Here is a 23,295-nt window from a genome sequence, read left to right on the forward strand (position 1 = left end):
GAATCTTCTTTTTTATTACTTTTGTGCCTGTTGATAGGAGGATTATAATGGATAAGATCATAGAAGATGACGAATTAGGACGTCTGATAGTGCGCGTCAATTCACGTGCGAGGAGTCTTGTATTCCGTACAAAGAGTGATGCTGTTTATGTTTCGGTTCCTCCCGGCACTACATTGAAAGAAGTGAAGCAGGCGGTCGAGAATCTGCGTGGTAAACTTCTGGCCTCCCGACAAAAACTAGCCCGGCCGTTGATTGATCTGAATTATAAAATTGATGCGGAGCACTTTAAACTATCCTTGGTTTCCGGTGAAAAAGATCAGTTTCTGGCTAATTCCCGGTTGGGAGTTATGGAAATAGTTTGTCCGCCTCATGCGGATTTTACGGATGAGAAACTGCAAAGCTGGTTGCATAAGGTAATCGAAGAATCGTTGAGGCGGAATGCGAAAAGTATCCTTCCTTCACGTTTGGCCTCCTTGTCCAAGCAATGCGGACTTCCCTATTCAAGTGTGAAAATAAACTCCAGTCAAGGCAGGTGGGGAAGTTGTTCGGCTCGAAAAGATATTAATTTATCCTATTATCTGATTTTACTGCCTTCTCATTTAATAGACTATGTGTTGTTGCACGAATTATGTCATACGCGTGAGATGAATCATAGCGAACGATTTTGGGCGTTGCTAAATCAGCTTACAGAAGGAAAAGCATTGGCTTTAAGGGGAGAATTAAGAAAGTACCGTACGGAAATTTAGAATGTTTCATTGCCGGATTAGTGGCATCGTATTGTCACACTTGTGCCACCACGTTGGCACAGTCGTGCCAATGCGATGGCATAGTTGTGCCAACGTGGTGGCACAAACTTAGTTAATATGCCCTTATTGTTTGGCTAATTGTTTAATTCCGTCTGATTCTTTTTCGAACTGATAAGTCCCTCCTTTTTCACTAAGATCAAACGTAGACACTAATTCTGTGTTATTATCTACAATCAGCAAGGCGCTCTGTTCGGCAAAACGTCCCACTTCTACTGTGTAAGGTTCTTCCGACATGGTTTTGTTGGAGATCAGACTGTCATTGACAAACAAAGAGATGGAATCTCCGGCAAACCCCTTTACCAGACTGATTGTATAGCTCTCGATAAAATGACGTTCTTCCTGCTTTTCCCGTTGTAGTCGCATGCTCATATAGACAAAAATAACTACGACAAAAATGACGGCAAAAGCAAGCAGCCCGTTACCTACCATAAACTGTTTATTTGTGTTGAGACGATGTGCCATAGTCGTTATTTTTTGAATTACGGCGTAAAGATACGAATATAGCACTGTTAATTCATACTTTTTTTCTTTAATGTTTTGTAGTCGAACAGATTATTTATATCTTTGCAACCGAAAACGGATGAAAGGTGGAGGGGCAATTAAGCTCCTTTTTTTGTTCTTATATAGCTAATAAATGATAGAAAAGAAAACTGTTTGTCAGATTGTAGAAGAGTGGCTGGAAGGAAAAGACTACTTTTTAGTAGAGGTAACCGTGAGCCCGGATGACAAGATTGTGGTTGAAATAGACCATGCAGAAGGTGTTTGGATCGAAGATTGCGTGGAGCTTAGCCGCTTCATAGAGTCGAAACTGAACCGCGAAGAGGAAGATTATGAACTGGAAGTAGGGTCGGCTGGGATCGGACAACCCTTTAAAGTTCTGCAACAGTATTATATCCACATCGGACAAGAGGTGGAAGTGCTGACCGGAGACGGACGGAAGTTGGCCGGCATACTGAAAGATGCCGATGAAGAGAAGTTTACGGTAGGCGTACAAAAGAAAGTAAAACCCGAAGGATCAAAGCGTCCGAAACTGGTAGAAGAGGACGAAACCTTCACTTATGAGCAAATAAAATATACTAAATACTTAATTAGCTTTAAATAGTTATGGCCAAAAAAGAAGAAACAATCAGCTTGATTGATACATTTTCGGAATTTAAGGAACTGAAGAATATCGATAGAACGACGATGGTTAGCGTACTCGAAGAGTCGTTCCGTAGCGTAATCGCGAAAATGTTTGGCACCGATGAAAATTACGACGTGATCGTGAACCCGGACAAGGGTGACTTCGAGATATGGCGTAACCGTGAAGTTGTGGCCGATGAAGATCTGACTAACCCGAATATGCAGATCTCGTTGAGCGAGGCACAGAAAATTGATGCTTCTTACGAAGAAGGTGAAGAGGTGACTGACGAGGTGATCTTTGCCAAGTTCGGACGTCGTGCGATCCTGAATCTTCGCCAGACGCTGGCTTCCAAGATTCTGGAACTCGAAAAAGACAGTATTTATAATAAATATATAGATAAGGTAGGTACTATCATCAATGCGGAAGTATATCAGATCTGGAAAAAAGAGATGTTGCTTTTAGACGATGAAGGAAACGAATTGCTGTTACCTAAGACCGAACAAATCCCGAGCGACTTTTATCGTAAAGGTGAGACGGCCCGTGCAGTAGTTGCCCGCGTGGATAACAAGAATAATAATCCTAAGATTATCTTGTCACGTACTTCTCCCGTTTTCCTGCAACGCCTGTTCGAGATGGAAGTACCCGAAATTAATGATGGTTTGATTACCATCAAGAAGATTGCCCGTATCCCCGGCGAACGTGCCAAGATTGCGGTGGAATCTTACGATGACAGAATCGACCCTGTAGGAGCCTGTGTAGGTGTAAAGGGAAGTCGTATTCATGGCATTGTTCGTGAACTTCGCAATGAGAACATCGACGTAATCAATTACACATCGAACATCTCATTGTTTATACAGCGCGCTTTAAGCCCGGCTAAGATTTCTTCTATTCGTCTGAACGAGGAAGAGAAGAAAGCAGAGGTATTCCTCAAACCGGAAGAAGTTTCGCTGGCTATCGGTAAAGGCGGTTTGAATATCAAACTGGCCAGTATGTTGACTGAGTACACTATCGACGTGTTCCGTGAGTTGGATGAGAATGTAGCTGACGAAGATATCTATCTCGACGAGTTCAGAGACGAAATCGACGGATGGGTGATCGACGCTATCAAAGCTATCGGCATCGATACAGCGAAGGCTGTGTTGAATGCTCCTCGTGAGATGTTGATTGAAAAGACGGACTTGGAAGAAGAGACAGTGGACGAGGTAATACGCATTTTGAAATCGGAGTTTGAAGAAGAAGATCCTTCTTCAATTGAAAATTAAAAATTAAAAATTAAAAAATTGCGATACAACATAATGTAGCAGACTTTTATTTTTTAATTCTCAATTCTCAATTTTCAATTAAACAAGCTCCATTTATTCATTAATTTTAAAATATGACGATAAGGTTAAACAAAGTTACAAGAGATTTGAACGTAGGAATCGCGACGGTAGTTGAGTTCCTGCAAAAGAAAGGGCATACCGTTGAGGCTAATCCTAATACCAAAATTAGCGAGGAGCAATACGCTATACTCGTAAAGGAGTTTAGTACAGATAAGAACCTTAGACTTGAATCGGAGCGTTTCATACAGGAACGTCAGAATAAGGAACGTAATAAGGCGTCGGTATCGATTGAAGGCTTCGAAAAGCAGCCCGAAAAGCCGAAGTCGGAAGATGTGATTAAGACAGTCGTACCTGAGGATGCACGTCCGAAGTTTAAACCTGTCGGAAAAATTGATTTGGATAAATTGAACGGTCGTAAACCTGAAAAGGTGGAGAAAGCACCGGAACAGAAACAGGAAGAACCTGTTGTAGAACGGCCTGTCGTTAAACCCGAAGTGGAAAAGGAGCCCGAGAAGAAAGAACCCGAGGTGAAGAAGGAAGAGGTGGTGACACCTCCTGTTTCTGTAGTAGAGCCTGCTCCAGTGGTGGTTGAGCCCGTAGTAGTGCCGGAACCTGTAGTGGAGACGAAGCCGGTAGAAGTTGAAAAAGTAGTGGAAGTAGTGAAAAAAGAAGAGCCGAAGGTAGTAGCAACTGCACCTGTGAAGGCGGAAGAACATAAAGAAGAAAAAAAGGTGGAAACTGCACAGGCTGAAGTAACCCCGGTAGCGGAAAAGGCTCCGGAGGATGATGGTGTTTTCAAAATCCGTCAACCGGAATTAGGCGCGAAGATTAATGTGATCGGTCAGATCGACCTGGCTGCATTGAATCAGTCTACTCGCCCCAAGAAGAAATCGAAGGAAGAGAAACGTCGCGAACGTGAAGAAAAGGAAAAAATCCGTCAGGATCAGAAGAAGTTGATGAAGGAAGCTATCATCAAGGAAATCCGTAAGGATGATTCTAAATTGGCGAAGAGCGGACCTAAGGACAGTGCGGAAGCAGCTGCAAACAAGAAGAAACGGAACCGTATCAATAAAGAGAAGGTGGACGTTAACAATGTTGCAACTTCCAACTTTGCTGCTCCGAGACCTAATGTACAGGGTAAAGGCGGCAATGGTAACGGTCAGGGCGGTCAGGCCAACGGACAGGGAAATAACAACAGAAGAAATAACAACAATAAAGATCGCTTCAAGAAGCCGGTTATCAAACAGGAAGTGAGCGAGGAAGACGTAGCAAAACAGGTAAAAGAAACCCTTGCACGTCTGACAACCAAAGGTAAGAATAAAACGTCCAAATACCGTAAAGAGAAACGTGAAATGGCTTCCAACCGTATGCAGGAACTGGAAGATCAGGAAATGGCAGACAGCAAGGTATTGAAGTTGACCGAGTTCGTTACGGCTAACGAATTGGCAACGATGATGGATGTTTCGGTTAATCAGGTTATCGCTACTTGTATGAGTATTGGTATCATGGTTTCCATCAACCAGCGTTTGGATGCGGAAACCATCAATCTGGTGGCTGAAGAATTCGGATTCAAGACTGAATATGTAAGTGCGGAAGTGGCACAAGCTATTGTTGAAGAAGAAGATGCTCCGGAAGATTTGCAACCGCGTGCTCCGATTGTAACGGTGATGGGACACGTTGACCACGGTAAGACTTCTTTGCTCGACTATATCCGTAAGGCGAATGTAATTGCCGGTGAGGCTGGAGGTATTACCCAGCATATCGGTGCTTATAACGTGCAACTGGAAGACGGTCGTCGTATTACATTCCTCGATACTCCGGGTCACGAAGCGTTTACCGCTATGCGTGCTCGTGGTGCCAAAGTAACGGATATTGCTATCATTATTGTGGCTGCCGATGATAACGTGATGCCACAAACGAAAGAAGCGATCAATCACGCGATGGCTGCCGGTGTACCTATTGTATTTGCAATCAATAAGGTCGATAAACCGACTGCAAATCCGGATAAGATTAAAGAAGAATTGGCTGCGATGAATTACCTTGTTGAAGAATGGGGTGGTAAATATCAGTCACAAGATATCTCTGCCAAGAAAGGTATGGGTGTGGAAGACTTGCTGGAAAAAGTATTGCTCGAAGCAGAAATGCTCGACCTGAAGGCAAATCCGAACCGTAATGCTACGGGGTCCATCATCGAATCTTCACTGGATAAGGGACGTGGATATGTAGCTACTGTATTGGTATCTAACGGTACTCTGAAAGTGGGAGACATCGTATTGGCGGGAACCAGCTACGGACGTGTGAAGGCTATGTTCAACGAACGTAACCAACGCGTCAAGGAAGCAGGACCTTCCGAACCGGCATTGATCCTGGGATTGAATGGTGCTCCTGCTGCAGGTGATACATTCCATGTAGTCGAAAGCGATCAGGAAGCTCGTGAAATCACTAATAAACGTGAGCAGCTGGCTCGTGAACAAGGTTTGCGTACGCAGAAGATCCTTACATTGGATGAGTTGGGTCGTCGTATTGCTTTGGGTAACTTCCAGGAATTGAACATCATCGTTAAGGGTGACGTGGATGGCTCTGTGGAAGCATTGAGCGATTCGTTGATTAAGTTGTCTACGGAACAAATTCAGGTAAATGTTATCCATAAGGGTGTAGGAGCTATTTCTGAATCTGATGTTTCTTTGGCTGCCGCTTCGGATGCGATTATTGTCGGATTCCAGGTACGTCCTTCGGGTGCTGCCGGTAAGATGGCCGATCAAGAGGGTGTTGACATCCGTAAGTATTCTGTCATCTACGATGCAATCGAAGAGGTAAAGGCTGCTATGGAAGGTATGTTGGCTCCGGAAGTAAAGGAACAGATTACTGCAACCATCGAAATCCGCGAAGTATTCAATATCACGAAAGTCGGTCTGGTAGCCGGAGCGATGGTGAAGACCGGAAAGGTGAAACGCAGCGACAAGGCTCGTTTGATCCGCGATGGTATCGTAATCTTTACCGGAAACATCAACGCATTGAAACGTTTCAAGGACGATGTGAAGGAAGTAGGTACAAACTTCGAGTGTGGTATCAGTCTGGTGAACTGCAACGACATGAAGGTAGGCGATATGATCGAGACATTCGAAGAAATAGAAGTGAAACAGACACTGTAATAGGCAGTGCTGAATCAATATCAGGCACGGATTACGCGGATTTCACGGTTCTTTAATAAATCCGTGTAATCCGTGAAATCCGTGCCTGAATTATATCATAGAATAGAAGAATATGGCAACGATTGATATAATTATCCTTATTGTAATAGGCGCCGGAGCGATTGTAGGTTTTGTAAAAGGCTTCATTCGTCAGTTGGCTTCTATTTTGGGGTTGATAGTCGGTCTGATGGCAGCGAAAGCTCTGTATGCCTCTTTGGCGGAGAAGCTTTGCCCGACAGTGACGGATTCAATGACAGTTGCACAAGTGTTGGCTTTTATCATGATCTGGATTGCCGTACCATTGATCTTTGTATTGATTGCCTCGCTATTGACAAAAGCAATGCAGGCTATTTCGCTGAACTGGCTGAATCGCTGGTTAGGAAGTGGGCTGGGAGCACTTAAGTTTCTGTTGTTAACGAGTGTAGTGATTGGTGCGATAGAGTTTGTGGACAGCGATAATAAGTTAATTAGTGCAACAAAAAAGGAGGAATCTTTGTTATATTATCCGATGGAAACGTTTGCGGGGATCTTTTTCCCTGCTGCGAAGAATATGACGCAACAATATATATTAGAGAATAAAGATAAAGATGCAACAAGAACCCAATAAAATGAAACCCAATCAGAAAGACGAACTTGAAAAGAAGACTGATAATGAGTTTGTCCGGAAATTTGCGGAGGAGAAATATAAATACGGCTTCACCACAGAGGTGCATACGGACATCATTGAGCGTGGACTTAATGAAGATGTCATTCGTCTGATTTCATCGAAAAAAGACGAACCGGAGTGGTTGCTGGAGTTTCGACTGAAAGCGTATCGCCATTGGCTGACGCTGGAAATGCCTACCTGGGCACATCTCCGTATCCCTGAAATTGATTATCAGGCAATTTCTTATTATGCCGATCCGACAAAGAAGAAAGAAGGACCGAAGAGCATGGAGGAAGTCGATCCTGAACTGATAAAGACGTTTAATAAACTGGGAATTCCTTTGGAAGAGCAAATGGCTCTTAGTGGAATGGCAGTGGATGCCGTTATGGACTCTGTTTCCGTAAAGACTACCTTCAAGGAAACGCTGATGGAGAAAGGGATTATATTCTGTTCGTTCAGTGAAGCCGTGCGGGAGCATCCGGATCTGGTGAAGAAATATATGGGCTCGGTAGTAGGTTATCGGGACAATTTCTTTGCAGCGTTGAATTCCGCAGTGTTCTCTGACGGCTCTTTCGTGTATATTCCGAAAGGCGTACGTTGCCCGATGGAGCTTTCCACTTATTTCCGTATCAATGCCCGTAACACGGGACAGTTTGAGCGTACGCTGATTGTAGCGGATGATGATTCGTATGTTTCTTATCTGGAAGGATGTACGGCTCCGATGCGGGATGAAAATCAGTTGCATGCCGCTATCGTTGAGATCATTGTGCACGACCGTGCAGAAGTAAAATACAGTACCGTTCAGAACTGGTATCCGGGAGATGCGGAAGGCAAGGGCGGTGTATACAACTTTGTGACCAAACGCGGTAACTGTAAAGGAGTGGACAGTAAATTATCCTGGACACAAGTGGAAACCGGTTCGGCAATCACCTGGAAATATCCTTCCTGTATCCTGACGGGCGATAACTCGACTGCTGAATTCTATTCCGTAGCTGTAACGAATAACTATCAGCAGGCAGATACCGGAACGAAGATGATTCATCTGGGTAAGAACACCCGTAGTACGATTGTAAGTAAAGGTATTTCCGCCGGACATAGTGAGAACTCCTATCGTGGGTTGGTACGCGTGGCCGAGAAAGCGGATAATGCCCGTAATTATAGCCAGTGTGACTCTCTGTTGCTGGGAGATAAGTGTGGTGCACATACCTTCCCGTATATGGATATTCACAATGAGACGGCAGTGGTAGAGCATGAAGCTACGACGAGCAAGATCAGTGAAGATCAGATATTCTATTGCAACCAGCGCGGTATTCCGACAGAAGATGCTATCGGACTTATTGTGAACGGATATGCAAAGGAAGTGTTGAATAAACTTCCGATGGAGTTTGCGGTAGAAGCACAGAAGCTGCTTACCATCTCATTGGAAGGAAGCGTGGGGTGATTTACTATTTGACAATTTACGATTTACTATTTGGCTGTGTGCTTATTGGAGGTAAATTGTCGGTAGTATAGGTTTTTAATAGTAAATAGTAAATGAAAAAATAGTAAATATAATCATGTTAGAAATAAAAGACCTGCATGCCAGTATTAATGGCAAAGAGATATTGAAAGGTATTAACCTGACGGTGAATCCCGGTGAGGTGCACGCTATTATGGGACCGAATGGTTCCGGTAAAAGTACGCTTTCCTCCGTATTGGTGGGTAATCCGGCTTTTGAGGTAACAAAAGGTTCGGTCACTTTTTATGGAAAGGATCTATTGGAGTTGAGCCCCGAAGATCGTAGCCATGAAGGAATCTTCCTTAGTTTCCAGTATCCCGTAGAAATTCCGGGTGTGAGCATGGTGAACTTTATGCGTGCTGCTGTGAATGAGCAACGCAAATATAAAGGTCTGCCTGCACTGACCGCCAGTGAGTTCCTGAAGCTGATGCGTGAGAAACGTGCGGTGGTGGAGTTGGATAATAAACTGGCTAACCGTTCGGTGAATGAAGGCTTTTCCGGTGGTGAGAAGAAACGGAACGAGATTTTCCAGATGGCTATGCTGGAACCGCGTTTGAGCATCCTCGATGAGACAGATTCCGGTTTGGATATTGATGCACTCCGTATTGTTGCGGAAGGGGTGAACAAGCTGAAAACTCCTGAAACAAGTACAATCGTTATTACCCACTACCAACGTTTGCTCGATTATATCAAGCCTGATATTGTGCATGTCCTTTATAAAGGTCGTATCGTAAAAACTGCCGGACCGGAACTTGCTCTGGAACTGGAAGAAAAAGGATATGATTGGATCAAGAAAGAAGTAGGAGAATAATTTTAGGCACGGATTACACGGATAACGCGGTTTTGCTCATGTATTTTAAACTGTGAAATCCGTGTAATCCGTGCCTGTAAATAAAAAATATAAGCTATGATGGTTGAACAACAATATATAGAACTTTTCTCACAGACGGAAGCGATGATCTGCAAGCATAGTGCCGAAGTGCTGAATGCGCCTCGTGCATCAGCATTTGCCGATTTTGAGCGACTCGGATTTCCGACCCGTAAGATGGAGAAGTACAAATATACGGATGTGAGCAAGTACTTTGAACCGGATTTCGGTTTGAACTTGAATCGTTTGGCTATTCCGGTCAATCCGTATGAGGTGTTTAAGTGTGATGTGCCGAATATGAGTACCTCCTTGTATTTTGTGGTAAATGACACATTTTATAATAGAGCACTTCCCACAGGAAATCTGCCGGAAGGTGTGATTTTCGGCAGCCTGAAAGAAGTGGCCGAGCAACACCCGGAGTTGGTGAAGAAGTATTACGGTCAACTGGCAGATACTTCCAAGGATGGTGTGACTGCTTTCAATACCGCTTTTGCACAAGATGGCGTTGTCTTTTATGTGCCGAAGAACGTGGTGGTGGAAAAAACGATCCAGTTGGTAAATATCCTGCGTGCAGATGTTAACTTTATGGTGAACCGTCGCGTACTGATTATTCTGGAGGATGGCGCGCAAGCCCGTTTGCTGATTTGTGACCATGCAATGGATAATGTGAACTTTCTGGCGACACAAGTCATTGAAGTGTTTGCAGGTGAGAATGCGGTATTCGATATGTATGAACTGGAAGAAACACATACAAGCACAGTTCGTATCAGTAACCTGTATGTAAAGCAAGAGGCCAACAGCAATGTATTGCTCAACGGAATGACTTTGCATAATGGTACTACCCGCAACACGACCGAAGTGTTGTTGGCAGGAGAAGGAGCCGAAATAAATCTTTGTGGTATGGCGATTGCCGACAAGAACCAGCATGTAGACAATCATACAAGTATTGACCATGCCGTACCGAACTGTACCAGCAATGAGCTGTTCAAGTATGTGCTCGACGACCAGTCGGTAGGTGCGTTTGCCGGATTGGTACTCGTGCGTCCCGATGCACAACATACGAATTCCCAACAGACTAACCGGAATCTGTGTGCTACGCGTGATGCAAGAATGTATACACAACCTCAATTGGAAATTTATGCGGATGATGTGAAATGTTCGCATGGAGCAACAGTAGGTCAGTTGGATGAAGGCGCATTATTCTACATGCGTTCGCGTGGTATTGCAGAGAAAGAAGCCCGTCTGCTGCTAATGTTCGCATTTGTCAACGAAGTGATCGATACCATCCGTCTGGAAGCGCTGAAAGATCGTTTGCATCTATTGGTAGAGAAACGTTTCCGTGGCGAGTTGAATAGATGTCAGGGTTGTGCTATTTGTAAGTAACCACTAAAAAATAATGAACGTGGATATTCAAAAGATACGTGAAGATTTTCCGATATTGAGCCGTACGGTTTACGGTAAACCTTTGGTTTATTTCGACAACGGTGCGACGACACAGAAACCCCGTTTGGTGGTTGATGCGTTGGTGGATGAATATTATTCCGTCAATGCCAATGTGCATCGCGGCGTACATTATCTTTCCCAGCAAGCTACGGAACTGCATGAAGCTTCCCGTGAAACGGTACGTCAGTTCATCAATGCCCGTAGCACGAATGAAGTTGTCTTTACACGCGGAACAACAGAAAGTATCAACCTGCTTGTTTCCAGCTTTGGCGACGAGTTTATGGAAGAAGGGGATGAAGTGATTGTTTCCGTGATGGAACATCATAGTAACATCGTTCCCTGGCAACTGTTGGCTGCCCGCAAAGGGATTGCCATTAAAGTGATTCCGATGAATGATAAAGGTGAGCTTCTGCTGGATGAATATGAAAAACTATTTTCCGAACGTACGAAAATAGTCAGTGTGGTTCATGTATCGAACGTACTGGGTACAGTGAATCCGGTGAAGGAGATGATCGCAACAGCTCATGCGCATGGTGTACCTTGCCTGATAGATGCTGCACAGTCTATTCCTCACATGAAAGTAGATGTACAGGAGTTGGATGCCGATTTTCTGGTATTCTCCGCCCATAAGATATATGGTCCGACAGGTGTCGGAGTGCTTTACGGAAAAGAAGAATGGTTAGATCGCCTTCCTCCTTATCAGGGAGGAGGAGAGATGATTCAGCATGTCTCTTTCGAGAAGACCATTTTTAATGAACTTCCTTTCAAGTTTGAAGCCGGTACGCCCGACTATATCGGAACTACCGGACTGGCAAAAGCCCTTGATTATGTGAATGGACATGGTATTGAACAGATAGCCGCCCATGAGCATGAACTGACAACTTACGCTTTGCAACGCTTGAAAGAAATCCCCCATATGCGTATATTCGGTGAAGCAGCCGAACGGGGAGCAGTCATTTCCTTCTTGGTGGGAGATATCCATCATTTCGATCTTGGCACGTTGCTGGATCGTTTAGGTATTGCCGTGAGAACGGGGCATCATTGTGCACAACCTCTCATGCAACGTCTTGGCATAGAGGGAACTGTACGTGCTTCGTTTGCCATGTACAATACCAAATCGGAAATAGACACATTGGTGGCAGGGATTGAACGTGTCAGCAAGATGTTTTAAAGATATGAGCTGCTATTCCTGCGGAGTAGCGGCTTTTTTATTCTTTAACTAAAAAAAGATGCAGTCAAGTGCAGTGATTGGGACTTTCGTGCGTCTAATAAGTAAAGAAACAAAATGTTCATTGAATATCAGGAGGGTCGTGAGACCATGCTTATATTATATAAATTCTCTCTCTTTAACATTAATCGCAGCTATATCGTAAAAAAATACGGTGTAGCTGCAACTTTTTTAGGGGACTTCCCCGTCTAATGGAATAGTTGTAACCATTGAAACAGCTGTTACGATTGAAGATGAATTGAATATTATTGTGTGTAAAAAGAAAGGGGAAACGCTCATAACAGCGAATCCCCTTTTTTATTGATTACTTCATTTCTTTTTATTCGGCAGTCAGCTCAATTACGCGGCTGAAAGCCTGATTTGTCGTGAAAGCATTGATCCCCACTTTCATCAGATAATCTCCTGAATAAGTATTCTCATTGGCAGCCAGATTCGATTTGGAATTCGGCATCAGGTTGATTTCTTTCACCTTATACATTTTCTTCACATCCAGTCCCTGAAGTTTTACCGGGAGCAGTTTCTCACCGAAACGTGGGTGGATATCATAGGTATAAAGTACAGCTTTGTTCTTATCCAGTGAGGTATACATGAGGGACATGTGGTTGCCATCGTAGGGAGAAACCAGTCTGTATTGATCGCCGTCCAGAATCACTTTTTTCAGACGCGTCCAGTTGGCAACCGCATTCTGGCAATAAGTCTGTTCATCTGCATTCAGTTCCTTCAGTCCGAGGTCAAAGCCCAGTTTGCACATACTTGCCACATCCGTACGGAACTTCACGCTTGTCTTCTTGTTCCAGCTGGTTACGTGTGCACACATGGCCTTTGCCGGGAAGATTTGTGAGAATCCCCACTGGATAAACAGACGTTCTATCGGGTCTGTGTTGTCGCTGCACCAGAATTCTGTGTAATATTTCAGAGCTTCATAGTCGCAACGGGCGCCACCGCCGGAGCAGAGCATCATTGGCACGTTCGGATATTTGTCTTTGACACGTTTCAATACATTGTATATACCACGTACATGGTCGATATAAAGTTGTCCCTGCTTATTTTTTAAATATGGAGAATAAATATTCGTAATTGGAGAGTTACAGTCCCATTTAAAGAAAGCCACTTCCGGATTCTCTGTCAGGATCTTATCCACTACGCCATATACAAAGTCCTGTACTTTCGGATTGCTAAGATCGAGTACCAGTTGGTTACGGTAATAGTATGTTTCGCGGTTAGGCAGCTGGATAGCCCAGTCGGGATGCTTTTCGAACAACTCACTTTTAGGGTTGACCATTTCGGGTTCAATCCAGATACCAAATTTCACTCCGGCTTTTTTGGCAGACTGTACAAGAGCAGGAATACCGCCCGGCAGTTTGGATCTCATCACTTCCCAGTCACCCAGTCCGGCATTGTCACTGTTGCGTGGGTGCTTGTTGCCAAACCAGCCGTCATCCAACAAGAACATATCTACACCAAGATGTTTAGCTTCTTTCATCAATTCGGCAAGCAGTTCCTCATTGAATTTGAAGTAAGTATTTTCCCAGTTGTTTAATAAAGTCATGCGGTCGCCTTGTCCGTCTTTCAGCTGGTAGTTGCGTGCCCATGCGTGAAGGTTGCGGCTGGCTTCACCCGTGCCGTTGTTGCTGAAAGTAAAGATGAATTCAGGAGTTGTAAACACTTCATTCGGCTTCAGTTCATAATCAGATGCATAAGGATTGATGGCAGGGATTACACGGAGATTACCTACGTTGTCCACTTCGAAAGTGAACTGGAAGTTTCCTGTCCATCCGATAGTACCTAGCATGGTACGTCCCTGTGCTTCCTGTGCCGGTTGTTCAAAACCAAGCTCGAAGAACGGGTGGGTGTGCATGGCAGCACGGCTTCCCAGTTTGGTGTCGATCACCTTTTTACCAAACAACAGAGGTTGTGTGCTCATTTGTGCTTCTTTTGCCCAATCGCTGCTAAATTCTGTCAGGTAATATTCGTTTCCGGAGAAATAAAGCATTGTGGAAGCATAACGCCATAAGGTCACAGGCTTTTTTTCTGCATGTTTGATTTCACTCCACGTCTTGATGACGTTTTCTTTCGGATAAGCGATGTAATGCAGTGTGACTTCCACCGGGTATTGATCGTCTTTTAGTTGAATAATCATTTCCGTTCCGCCCGCCACTGCCTTCTGCTCGGATGATATATAGCGGAGAATCGTACTCGGGTTCCCGTCATTGTGCGTGATGGCTACAGCCGGTTCAAAATAATCTTCGGCGCCGGAGCCCGGATATACTTCCCATCCGCGGGTGGATACGCTACCGTCACTTCCTCCTTTTACGTAAGGAGAAAAGTTGTTGATATCTTTCTCGTTCAGTAACTTATCGCCCAGATAAGCCTGGTAGAGTCGTCCGTTAGGAGCTACTTGGAGAATTAAGTCAGTGTTGTCCGTTGCGATGCGGATAACGTTCTTTTCTTGGGCGTCCACTTGCGCCAGGGTAAACAATGCCATAAGTAATACGAAAAGTTTCTTCATGGTTTTTTAATAATTAACAGGTATTAGTTAGTTTGTGGGCATAGAATGCCGCAAAGATAATTATAATGGCATAGAAATGAATCATTTCACCACAGATTATTTCTTTCCTCTGTATACTCGGTGTCCTCTGTGGTGAAATAGAAATGTTCATAACCAGTGCGGAAATAAGGGATAAAGTAAATAACCACAGCATGTTCATTTGTTTAAAGAGATGTATAAAAGATAGAATGATTCAGCTTTATAAATTCTTTCTTTTTTACTTGCTTATTTCGTTTGATTTCCATACTTTTAGCCTTCGTAAACCCTTTAAAAATTGATCCTATGGACAACATTCTTTTCTGGCTGGTTCCAGTCGCTTCCGTGTTAGCCCTCTGCTTTGCTTATTACTTTCATAAGCAAATGATGAAAGAGAGCGAAGGTACACCCCAAATGATAAAGATAGCTGCTGCTGTGCGCAAAGGAGCTATGTCTTATCTGAAACAGCAATACAAAATAGTAGGCTGGGTATTCTTGGGGTTGGTTATTCTGTTTTCAATTATGGCCTATGGCTTTCATGTACAGAATGCATGGGTTCCCATTGCTTTTCTTACAGGCGGATTTTTCTCCGGACTTTCCGGATTTCTAGGGATGAAGACGGCGACTTATGCATCGGCTCGTACCGCTAATGCTGCCCGCACTTCTCTGAATGCAGGGTTGAGGATTGCTTTCCGAAGCGGCGCGGTGATGGGATTAGTTGTAGTTGGTCTGGGATTGCTCGATATATCTTTCTGGTATCTGTTGTTGAATGCAGTGATTCCTGCTGATGCGCTGACACCTACTCATAAACTCTGTGTAATTACTACTACCATGCTGACTTTCGGTATGGGTGCTTCTACGCAAGCACTCTTTGCCCGTGTAGGTGGTGGTATCTATACGAAGGCAGCCGATGTTGGAGCCGACTTGGTAGGTAAAGTAGAAGCCGGAATTCCGGAAGATGACCCTCGTAATCCTGCCACCATTGCCGATAATGTCGGTGACAATGTCGGTGACGTAGCCGGTATGGGAGCTGACTTATATGAATCTTACTGTGGCTCGATTCTGGCAACAGCTGCACTGGGTGCTGCTGCTTTTATCCATTCGGCAGATACAGTGATGCAATTCAAGGCGGTTATTGCTCCGATGTTGATTGCAGCTGTTGGTATTATCCTTTCTATTATAGGTATATTTGCTGTCCGTACTAAAGAGAATGCAACTATGAAAGATTTGCTCGGTTCGTTGGCTTTCGGTACGAACCTTAGCTCCGTGCTTATTGTTGCAGCTACATTCTTAATCCTGTGGTTCTTGCAGCTTGATAACTGGATTTTGATTTCTTGTGCCGTAGTAGTCGGATTGTTGGTAGGTATTGTCATCGGACGTTCTACGGAATATTACACTTCCCAATCCTATCGCCCTACCCAAAAACTAAGTGAAAGCGGTAAGACTGGACCTGCTACCGTTATTATTTCCGGTATTGGTTTGGGTATGCTTTCAACGGCTATTCCTGTGATCGCAGTGGTTGTCGGTATCATAGCTTCCTATTTGTTAGCTTCCGCAGGTGATTTTGCCAATGTCGGTATGGGACTGTATGGTATCGGTATTGCAGCTGTCGGTATGCTTTCTACCTTAGGTATCACATTGGCAACGGATGCTTACGGGCCGATTGCGGATAATGCGGGAGGTAATGCGGAAATGTCCGGCCTGGGTGCTGAAGTTCGCAAACGTACTGATGCGCTCGATTCATTGGGTAATACAACTGCCGCCACGGGAAAAGGTTTTGCTATAGGTTCCGCTGCACTGACAGGTTTGGCTTTGCTGGCTTCTTATATTGAAGAAATCCGAATCGGTCTGACACGTCTTGGTAATGTGGACCTGACTTTTGCAGATGGAAGTTCTATCAGCGTAGCAAATGCCACTTTTATCGACTTCATGGATTATTACGAAGTACACTTGATGAATCCGAAAGTACTTTCGGGCATGTTCCTCGGTTCAATGATGGCTTTCCTGTTTTGTGGTTTGACAATGAATGCAGTAGGGCGTGCGGCAGGACACATGGTTGACGAAGTGCGCCGCCAGTTCCGTGACATAAAGGGTATTCTGACTGGAGAAGCCGAGCCGGATTACGAACGTTGTGTTGAAATATCGACAAAGGGTGCGCAGCGTGAGATGGTTATTCCTTCCTTGATTGCTATTGTTGCTCCGATTCTTACAGGATTTATCTTTGGTGTTCCCGGCGTACTCGGTCTGCTGATTGGTGGCTTGAGCAGTGGTTTCGTATTGGCTATCTTTATGGCTAACGCCGGAGGTGCATGGGATAACGCAAAGAAATATGTGGAAGAAGGTAACTTTGGTGGAAAAGGCGGTGAAGTGCATAAAGCAACCGTAGTAGGAGATACAGTAGGTGATCCGTTTAAAGATACCTCCGGTCCGAGCTTGAATATTTTGATAAAGCTTATGAGTATGGTCGCCATTGTGATGGCAGGACTTACTGTTGCTTGGAGTTTATTCTAAAAAAGCAGAAGAGAAATAAGAAAAAGGAGACAAAACAAGTCTCCTTTTTCTTATTTGAATTACCTTTGTGTCAAAATAGAAGCGATAAATATGTTATTACCTTATTTGAACGAGAATCTGATTGAGGCCGGATGTGATGAGGCCGGTCGTGGGTGTTTGGCGGGAGCGGTATATGCTGCTGCAGTTATTCTTCCGAAGGATTTTAAGAATGAACTGTTGAATGATTCCAAACAACTGACGGAAAAGCAACGTTATGCATTACGTGAGGTAATAGAGAAAGAAGCGATTGCTTGGGCGGTTGGCATTGTGTCACCGGAAGAAATTGATGAAATAAATATCCTGCGGGCTTCTTTTCTGGCGATGCATCGTGCAGTGGACCAGTTGTCCACCCGTCCCCAACATTTACTGATCGACGGTAATCGTTTCACTAAATACCCCGGTGTTCCTCATACTACAGTAGTGAAAGGAGACGGGAAATATCTTTCAATAGCAGCAGCTTCTATTTTAGCCAAAACATATCGAGACGATTATATGAACCGCCTTCACGAAGAATTTCCGTATTATGATTGGGACCACAATAAAGGTTATCCAACTAAGAAACATCGTGCCGCCATTGCCGAACGTGGCACTACTCCTTACCATCGCATGACGTTCAACCTGTTGGGAGATGGACAGTTGACTTTGAACTTCTAAGGTCGCTTTATTTCATTTTGCACATATTTTCTACATTTTTTTGCAGAATAAGCACGATTTTGTTACGGATAACCGTGAAATTGTTCCGTTTAGGCTAAAAAAGTGTTGCCTAGTGCTTTTATTTGTTATTGAAATGCTATATCTTTGCGAACAATAATAAGAATTAAAAAGTTTAAAATCATGGCAACGAACAAGCTATTATGGTCTTCTAAGCTCATTGGGGTATTTTTTATTATGTTGGTTTGCACTCTTTCTGCAAATGCACAGTTTTTACGTACTTCCTATTTCATGGAAGGTACTCACTATCGTCAACAACTGAATCCGGCTTTAACACCGACTAAAGGTTACTTCAATCTTCCGGTGATCGGTGCTGTCAATGCAACGGTTGGTTCTACTTCGTTAGGTTATCAGGATATCATTGACATTATTGATGATGGCGATGATTTCTACACTAAACCGGATTTCATGAATCGTCTGAAAGATAATAATAAACTGAATGTAAACTTCAGTACAGAAATTCTTTCTGCAGGATGGTATAAAGGAAAAAACTTCTGGTCATTCAATATTGGTCTTCGTACAGATATTGGTGCTAACCTGACAAAGAATATGTTTACCTTCTTGAATGAGATGGAAACAGTTGAAGAAAACTGGAGAAATAGTAACTATGATATTAGTGGTCAGCAATTGAATATCAATGCTTATACTGAAGTTGGTTTAGGACTTTCACGTCAGATTAATAACCGTTTGACGGTTGGTGCTAGAGTGAAAGCTTTATTGGGTATTGGCAACATGGAGTTGAAACTTAATAAAGTTGCGATGAATGCTAATTTGCCTAGTGATGCCCGTATTAATCAATTACAGGATCCAGCATATTTATCTAGTTTGGGTGTTGACGATATTACGAAGTTAAGAAGTGAAATTGAGGGCTACCATGCTAATCTGGCAGTAGATGCTCATTTGGAAAGTTCTTTCAAAGGATTGAATTTGAAAAAGGAAGATGGACAGGATTATATTAGTGATTTCGAATTTGAGAGCAAAGACATGGGAATCGCAGGTTACGGCTTCGGTATTGACTTGGGAGCGTCTTACAAGATTATGGATAATCTGACTGTATCTGCTTCTATTTTGGACTTGGGGTTTATATCATGGTCGAAAAGTAGCACTCAAATAGCTAATGCTAAAGCAGCAGGCATTGATATGAAGGGAAGTGACTACACATCAGGTATTGATCCTAATAATATCCCTGGAAGTATTACTGCTATTGAAAATAACATAAAGGATTTGCAGACGGATGCTAATGGATATATGGAGCGTGTTAGTGGCGGTGACGTACTTGACTATGAAATGTTGCAACTTAGAACGGAAGAAGCAAGCAAGTCCCGTAAATCTCGTCTTGCTTCTACCCTAGTATTAGGTGCAGAATATGGATTCTTCAATAACAAATTAGCAGTAGGTGTATTGTCAACAACTCGTTTTGTACAGCCTGATGCTCTTACAGAATTAACATTCTCTGCAAACTACCGTCCGAAAAGCTGGTTCAATGTAGCACTTAGCTACTCAGCTATCCAGTCAGCAGGTAAATCTTTCGGTCTGGGTCTGAAATTAGGTCCTCTGTTTGTTGGAACTGACTATATGTTCTTAGGTAAGAACTCTAACTCTGTGAACGGATTCGTTGGAGTTTCTATTCCGTTGGGTGGAAGAAAAGCAAATAAAGAAGGATAAGATATTTTAATTTCTCTCTCTAAACATTCTCTTTTAATTAATTCTCTATCGAATAAAAAACGTATAATTTACAGCTTACCGTCTTAGAGTCCTCTAAAGGATCACAGATGGTGAGCTGTTTTTTGTATTAGAACCATTTTATCTTCCGGAATATCACAAATGCAAGAGTTGACAATCCAATGGAGAAGAGTACAATCAAAGAGAAAGCGAAGGGTACCTCTTCCAGATGAATATCCACATTCATACCATAGAAACTGGCAATCAATGTCGGGAGCATCAGGACGATGGATAAACTTGTCATACGTTTCATGATCGTATTCACGTTATTGGAGATAATAGAGGCAAAAGCATCCATTGTTCCCGTGAGAATATCACTGTAAATATTCACCGTGTTAAGTGCCTGTTTCAATTCGATAATAACATCCTCCACAAGTTCTGTGTCCAAATAATCCGTATCCTGGAAGATAGTTCTTAACTTTCCTATCATTACTTCATTTCCACGGATGGAAGTGTTGAAGTAGACAAGTGTTTTCTGCAGTCTCATCAGCCGGAGCAGGTCCTCGTTGCGGATGCTTCGCTCCAGTTCCTTTTCTGCGGCGCTGATGTCTATGTTTATCTGCTTTAGATACTTCAGGAACCACACGGCAGAAGAATAGATGATCCGGAGAATCAGATCCAGTTTGTTGCGCACAACAATCCCTTTTCGGCGGGTGTGTTCAATAAAATCCGGTAATAGATCAGTGTTATGATAACAGACGGACACAATGATCTCATTGTTGGTGATGATACCAATTGGTACGGTGCTGAAAGGCAGAGTGCTGTTTTGCGCAATCTGTACAGGGATACGAAGAATGGTCAATAGCCAGTTGCCTTCCGTATCCGTACGCGGACGTTCGTCCGTATCGGCTATGTCATTAAGAAATGATTCGGGTACGTTGAGAGTTTGAGTTAGAAATTCAAAGTCATCGTTATTCGGGCATACTACATTTACCCAGCTGTTAGGAAGCCATTGAGCTTTTTCCACAAAGCCAGCTTCACAATAAAGATACGTTCTCATCTTATTGCCTCCTTTCGTTTGTTTGACACGAGCAGAGGCATCAGGTTTCAATGACTCTGTTCGCTTTAATTAATACTAGTTGTGCACGTTCGCGGGTTTGAATCGTCCATATTTCTATGATTTTATTTTTAAAGCGATGCAAAGGTACGGAAAAATGAAGTAGGTTCCGCCTTTTGTATCGTGTTTTTCGATCAATATATTGAAAGTACTTTTACAAAGTAAGAAAAACATCCATAGCCTGGTGCACTTCTGCCCTGTAACTTAACATAGATTAAACGTTTACGTAACCATCTTTTTTGTACCTTTGCGCCCGAAAATCAGAGTGATAATTTAAATATTGAAATATTATGAGTAAGAAAGCCCTTTTAATGATCCTCGATGGTTGGGGATTAGGTGACCAAAAGAAAGACGACGTAATCTTCAACACGCCCACTCCTTACTGGGATTATCTGATGACTACTTATCCTCACTCTCAACTTCAGGCAAGCGGTGAAAACGTAGGTTTGCCCGACGGACAGATGGGTAACTCGGAAGTAGGTCACTTGAATATCGGTGCCGGACGCGTGGTTTATCAGGATTTGGTAAAAATCAATCGTGCATGTGCTGATAATAGCATCCTGAAAAATCCTGAAGTCGTTTCTGCTTTCTCTTATGCGAAAGAAAACGGAAAGAGTGTTCACTTTATGGGGCTGACTTCTAACGGTGGCGTACACAGCTCACTCGTTCATCTCTTCAAACTTTGCGATATCGCTAAAGAATATAACATCGACAATACATTTATCCACTGCTTCATGGATGGTCGTGACACTGACCCGAAGAGCGGTAAAGGCTTTATCGAAGAACTTTCTGCACACTGTGAGAAATCTGCAGGCAAGATTGCTTCTATCATCGGCCGTTATTACGCTATGGACCGTGACAAACGCTGGGAACGTGTAAAAGAAGCTTATGACCTGCTTGTAAACGGCATAGGTGAGAAAGCTACCGATATGGTTCAGGCCATGCAGGACTCTTATAATGCAGGTGTTACAGATGAATTCATCAAACCGATTGTGAATGCCAACTGTGACGGAACAATCAAAGAAGGTGATGTGGTTATCTTCTTCAACTACCGTAATGACCGTGCCAAAGAGTTGACTGTTGTATTGACTCAACAAGATATGCCGGAAGCCGGTATGCACACCATCCCGGGCCTGCAATATTACTGTATGACTCCGTACGATGCTTCTTTCAAGGGTGTTCATATCCTGTTTGACAAAGATAATGTATCTAATACATTGGGCGAATATCTTGCTTCTAAAGGCTTGAGCCAACTTCATATCGCTGAAACAGAAAAGTATGCACACGTAACATTCTTCTTCAATGGTGGACGTGAAACTCCGTTTGACAAAGAAGATCGTATCCTTGTTCCTTCTCCCAAAGTGGCTACTTACGACTTGAAGCCGGAAATGAGCGCTTTCGAAGTAAAAGACAAACTGGTGGCTGCCATCAACGAGAACAAATATGATTTCATCGTAGTGAACTTCGCTAATGGTGACATGGTAGGTCATACCGGTATTTATGAAGCAATCGAGAAAGCTGTTATTGCTGTAGATGCTTGCGTGAAAGATGTAATTGAAGCTGCCAAAGCACAGGATTACGAAGCAATTATCATTGCTGATCATGGTAACGCTGACCACGCTTTGAACGAAGACGGCACTCCGAACACTGCTCACTCTTTGAACCCTGTTCCTTGTGTTTACGTAACTGAGAACAAAGCTGCGAAAGTAGAAAACGGTCGTCTGGCAGATGTTGCTCCGACTATTCTCAAGATTATGGGGCTGGCTGTTCCGGCTGAAATGGACGGAAAAGTGTTGATAAATTGAGAATTGAGAATTAAAAAATGATAGCTAAGAATAATGCTATTCATGTTAAATCGTATGCGTTTGCTATTCGTATAGTAAACGCATACAAGTTTTTAGTAGGATCTGAAAAAGAGTTTGTTTTATCAAAACATTTATTTCTCAATTTTTAATTCTCAATTTAAGATGATACAAATAGGTGATGTAGTAGTATCTCTTGATGTATTTCAGGAGAAGTTTCTTTGCGATCTGGGTGCCTGTAAGGGTGCTTGTTGCATTGAAGGTGATGCCGGTGCTCCGGTAGAGCTGGATGAGGTGATGGAGTTGGAAGAAGTTTTGCCGGTTATCTGGGACGAACTGGCTCCGGAGGCACGTGCGGTGATTGAAAAGCAAGGGGTGGTATATACGGATCAGGAAGGTGATTTGGTGACTTCTATTGTCAATAATAAGGACTGTGTGTTTACTTGTTATGATGAGAACGGTTGTTGTTATTGCGCAATCGAAAAGGCCTATCGAGCGGGAAAGACTGCTTTCTATAAACCGGTGTCCTGCCATCTTTACCCTATCCGGATTGGAGATTACGGACCTTATAAAGCGGTGAATTATAATCGTTGGGACATATGCAAAGCAGCGGTTTTGCTGGGAAAAAAAGAGAATCTTCCCGTATATCAGTTTCTGAAAGAGCCTTTAATCCGTAAGTTCGGTGGAGAATGGTACAAAGGACTGGTTACTGTTGCCGAAGAACTGAAAAAGCAACAATATATTTAAATTCTCTTCCGGTTCTTGCGTATGCAATATACTTGATATAGTAAAATACACAATGCG

General features: G+C 43.3%; 17 protein-coding genes. 14 read left to right on the forward strand and 3 right to left on the reverse strand.

Annotation, left to right across the window (positions count from 1 at the left end; all coding sequences use genetic code 11):
* The first annotated feature begins 47 nt into the window (after nt 1–47).
* Nucleotides 48–746, forward strand: a complete 699-nt coding sequence (locus tag AB3G73_RS18845) for a SprT family zinc-dependent metalloprotease (RefSeq protein ID WP_148364168.1) — start codon at nt 48–50, stop codon at nt 744–746.
* A 123-nt stretch (nt 747–869) separates the two neighbouring features.
* Here the strand turns inward: AB3G73_RS18845 and AB3G73_RS18850 are convergent, their stop codons facing one another.
* The gene (locus tag AB3G73_RS18850) at nt 870–1,268 is read right to left on the reverse strand and encodes a hypothetical protein (RefSeq protein ID WP_148364167.1); all 399 of its coding nucleotides are present in this window, start codon (nt 1,266–1,268) and stop codon (nt 870–872) included.
* A gap of 172 nt (nt 1,269–1,440) precedes the next feature.
* Between AB3G73_RS18850 and rimP the strand changes: the two genes are divergently transcribed.
* The 8 genes from rimP to AB3G73_RS18890 all read left to right on the forward strand — a co-directional run bounded on the left by rimP (nt 1,441) and on the right by AB3G73_RS18890 (nt 12,068).
* Complete coding sequence (gene rimP / locus AB3G73_RS18855; RefSeq protein WP_148364166.1) at nt 1,441–1,908, forward strand: ribosome assembly cofactor RimP; 468 nt, start codon at nt 1,441–1,443, stop codon at nt 1,906–1,908.
* A gap of 2 nt (nt 1,909–1,910) precedes the next feature.
* Entirely contained in the window at nt 1,911–3,191 is a 1,281-nt protein-coding gene (gene nusA, locus AB3G73_RS18860; protein ID WP_117932414.1) for a transcription termination factor NusA, read from the forward strand.
* A 113-nt stretch (nt 3,192–3,304) separates the two neighbouring features.
* Entirely contained in the window at nt 3,305–6,403 is a 3,099-nt protein-coding gene (gene infB, locus AB3G73_RS18865; RefSeq protein WP_195357704.1) for a translation initiation factor IF-2, read from the forward strand.
* 112 nt (nt 6,404–6,515) lie between these two features.
* Nucleotides 6,516–7,049 carry a CvpA family protein gene (locus AB3G73_RS18870; RefSeq protein ID WP_148364164.1) on the forward strand — a complete coding sequence of 178 codons (534 nt, stop codon included), beginning with the start codon at nt 6,516–6,518 and terminating at the stop codon, nt 7,047–7,049.
* A gap of 1 nt (nt 7,050) precedes the next feature.
* Nucleotides 7,051–8,529 (forward strand): Fe-S cluster assembly protein SufB, encoded by a 1,479-nt coding sequence (gene sufB / locus AB3G73_RS18875; RefSeq protein ID WP_004307399.1) that lies wholly within the window; start codon nt 7,051–7,053, stop codon nt 8,527–8,529.
* A gap of 115 nt (nt 8,530–8,644) precedes the next feature.
* Nucleotides 8,645–9,397 carry a Fe-S cluster assembly ATPase SufC gene (gene sufC, locus AB3G73_RS18880; protein WP_004298251.1) on the forward strand — a complete coding sequence of 251 codons (753 nt, stop codon included), beginning with the start codon at nt 8,645–8,647 and terminating at the stop codon, nt 9,395–9,397.
* A gap of 96 nt (nt 9,398–9,493) precedes the next feature.
* Nucleotides 9,494–10,837, forward strand: a complete 1,344-nt coding sequence (sufD, locus tag AB3G73_RS18885; RefSeq protein WP_004298250.1) for a Fe-S cluster assembly protein SufD — start codon at nt 9,494–9,496, stop codon at nt 10,835–10,837.
* Nucleotides 10,838–10,856: 19 nt separating this feature from the next.
* Nucleotides 10,857–12,068: an aminotransferase class V-fold PLP-dependent enzyme gene (locus AB3G73_RS18890; protein ID WP_195648974.1), complete on the forward strand. Its 1,212-nt coding sequence runs from the start codon at nt 10,857–10,859 to the stop codon at nt 12,066–12,068.
* 376 nt (nt 12,069–12,444) lie between these two features.
* Here AB3G73_RS18890 and AB3G73_RS18895 read toward each other — a convergent pair whose 3' ends face one another.
* Entirely contained in the window at nt 12,445–14,634 is a 2,190-nt protein-coding gene (locus AB3G73_RS18895) for an alpha-galactosidase (protein ID WP_367745366.1), read from the reverse strand.
* Nucleotides 14,635–14,955: 321 nt separating this feature from the next.
* Between AB3G73_RS18895 and AB3G73_RS18900 the strand changes: the two genes are divergently transcribed.
* The 3 genes from AB3G73_RS18900 (at nt 14,956) to AB3G73_RS18910 (ending at nt 19,575) form a co-directional block, all read left to right on the forward strand.
* Complete coding sequence (locus AB3G73_RS18900; protein WP_234131640.1) at nt 14,956–17,160, forward strand: sodium-translocating pyrophosphatase; 2,205 nt, start codon at nt 14,956–14,958, stop codon at nt 17,158–17,160.
* Nucleotides 17,161–17,250: 90 nt separating this feature from the next.
* Nucleotides 17,251–17,853 (forward strand): ribonuclease HII, encoded by a 603-nt coding sequence (locus tag AB3G73_RS18905; RefSeq protein WP_074558286.1) that lies wholly within the window; start codon nt 17,251–17,253, stop codon nt 17,851–17,853.
* Between the two features lie 180 nt (nt 17,854–18,033).
* On the forward strand, nt 18,034–19,575 hold the full coding sequence (locus AB3G73_RS18910; protein WP_008649185.1) for a DUF5723 family protein: 1,542 nt from the start codon (nt 18,034–18,036) through the stop codon (nt 19,573–19,575).
* 127 nt (nt 19,576–19,702) lie between these two features.
* On the opposite strand, the gene AB3G73_RS18915 is transcribed toward AB3G73_RS18910, so the two are convergent.
* The gene (locus tag AB3G73_RS18915; RefSeq protein WP_008649186.1) at nt 19,703–20,632 is read right to left on the reverse strand and encodes a magnesium transporter CorA family protein; all 930 of its coding nucleotides are present in this window, start codon (nt 20,630–20,632) and stop codon (nt 19,703–19,705) included.
* Nucleotides 20,633–20,979: 347 nt separating this feature from the next.
* On the opposite strand from AB3G73_RS18915, the gene gpmI reads away from it, so the two are divergent.
* Nucleotides 20,980–22,494 (forward strand): 2,3-bisphosphoglycerate-independent phosphoglycerate mutase, encoded by a 1,515-nt coding sequence (gene gpmI, locus AB3G73_RS18920; RefSeq protein WP_148364161.1) that lies wholly within the window; start codon nt 20,980–20,982, stop codon nt 22,492–22,494.
* Between the two features lie 162 nt (nt 22,495–22,656).
* Nucleotides 22,657–23,238, forward strand: a complete 582-nt coding sequence (locus AB3G73_RS18925) for a DUF3109 family protein (protein WP_367745367.1) — start codon at nt 22,657–22,659, stop codon at nt 23,236–23,238.
* Nucleotides 23,239–23,295: the final 57 nt, after the last annotated feature.

The sequence above is a fragment of the Bacteroides sp. L008 genome (genome assembly GCF_040812255.1).
Lineage (GTDB): Bacteria > Bacteroidota > Bacteroidia > Bacteroidales > Bacteroidaceae > Bacteroides > Bacteroides vicugnae.

What these genes read in the sequence shown, in the direction of transcription:
- AB3G73_RS18845 (WP_148364168.1), top strand. Translation starts at nt 48, where the DNA reads ATGGATAAGATCATAGAAGATGACGAATTAGGACGTCTGATAGTGCGC.
- AB3G73_RS18850 (WP_148364167.1), bottom strand. Translation starts at nt 1,268, where the DNA reads ATGGCACATCGTCTCAACACAAATAAACAGTTTATGGTAGGTAACGGG.
- rimP (WP_148364166.1), top strand. Translation starts at nt 1,441, where the DNA reads ATGATAGAAAAGAAAACTGTTTGTCAGATTGTAGAAGAGTGGCTGGAA.
- nusA (WP_117932414.1), top strand. Translation starts at nt 1,911, where the DNA reads ATGGCCAAAAAAGAAGAAACAATCAGCTTGATTGATACATTTTCGGAA.
- infB (WP_195357704.1), top strand. Translation starts at nt 3,305, where the DNA reads ATGACGATAAGGTTAAACAAAGTTACAAGAGATTTGAACGTAGGAATC.
- AB3G73_RS18870 (WP_148364164.1), top strand. Translation starts at nt 6,516, where the DNA reads ATGGCAACGATTGATATAATTATCCTTATTGTAATAGGCGCCGGAGCG.
- sufB (WP_004307399.1), top strand. Translation starts at nt 7,051, where the DNA reads ATGAAACCCAATCAGAAAGACGAACTTGAAAAGAAGACTGATAATGAG.
- sufC (WP_004298251.1), top strand. Translation starts at nt 8,645, where the DNA reads ATGTTAGAAATAAAAGACCTGCATGCCAGTATTAATGGCAAAGAGATA.
- sufD (WP_004298250.1), top strand. Translation starts at nt 9,494, where the DNA reads ATGATGGTTGAACAACAATATATAGAACTTTTCTCACAGACGGAAGCG.
- AB3G73_RS18895 (WP_367745366.1), bottom strand. Translation starts at nt 14,634, where the DNA reads ATGAAGAAACTTTTCGTATTACTTATGGCATTGTTTACCCTGGCGCAA.
- AB3G73_RS18900 (WP_234131640.1), top strand. Translation starts at nt 14,956, where the DNA reads ATGGACAACATTCTTTTCTGGCTGGTTCCAGTCGCTTCCGTGTTAGCC.
- AB3G73_RS18905 (WP_074558286.1), top strand. Translation starts at nt 17,251, where the DNA reads ATGTTATTACCTTATTTGAACGAGAATCTGATTGAGGCCGGATGTGAT.
- AB3G73_RS18910 (WP_008649185.1), top strand. Translation starts at nt 18,034, where the DNA reads ATGGCAACGAACAAGCTATTATGGTCTTCTAAGCTCATTGGGGTATTT.
- AB3G73_RS18915 (WP_008649186.1), bottom strand. Translation starts at nt 20,632, where the DNA reads ATGAGAACGTATCTTTATTGTGAAGCTGGCTTTGTGGAAAAAGCTCAA.
- gpmI (WP_148364161.1), top strand. Translation starts at nt 20,980, where the DNA reads ATGAGTAAGAAAGCCCTTTTAATGATCCTCGATGGTTGGGGATTAGGT.
- AB3G73_RS18925 (WP_367745367.1), top strand. Translation starts at nt 22,657, where the DNA reads ATGATACAAATAGGTGATGTAGTAGTATCTCTTGATGTATTTCAGGAG.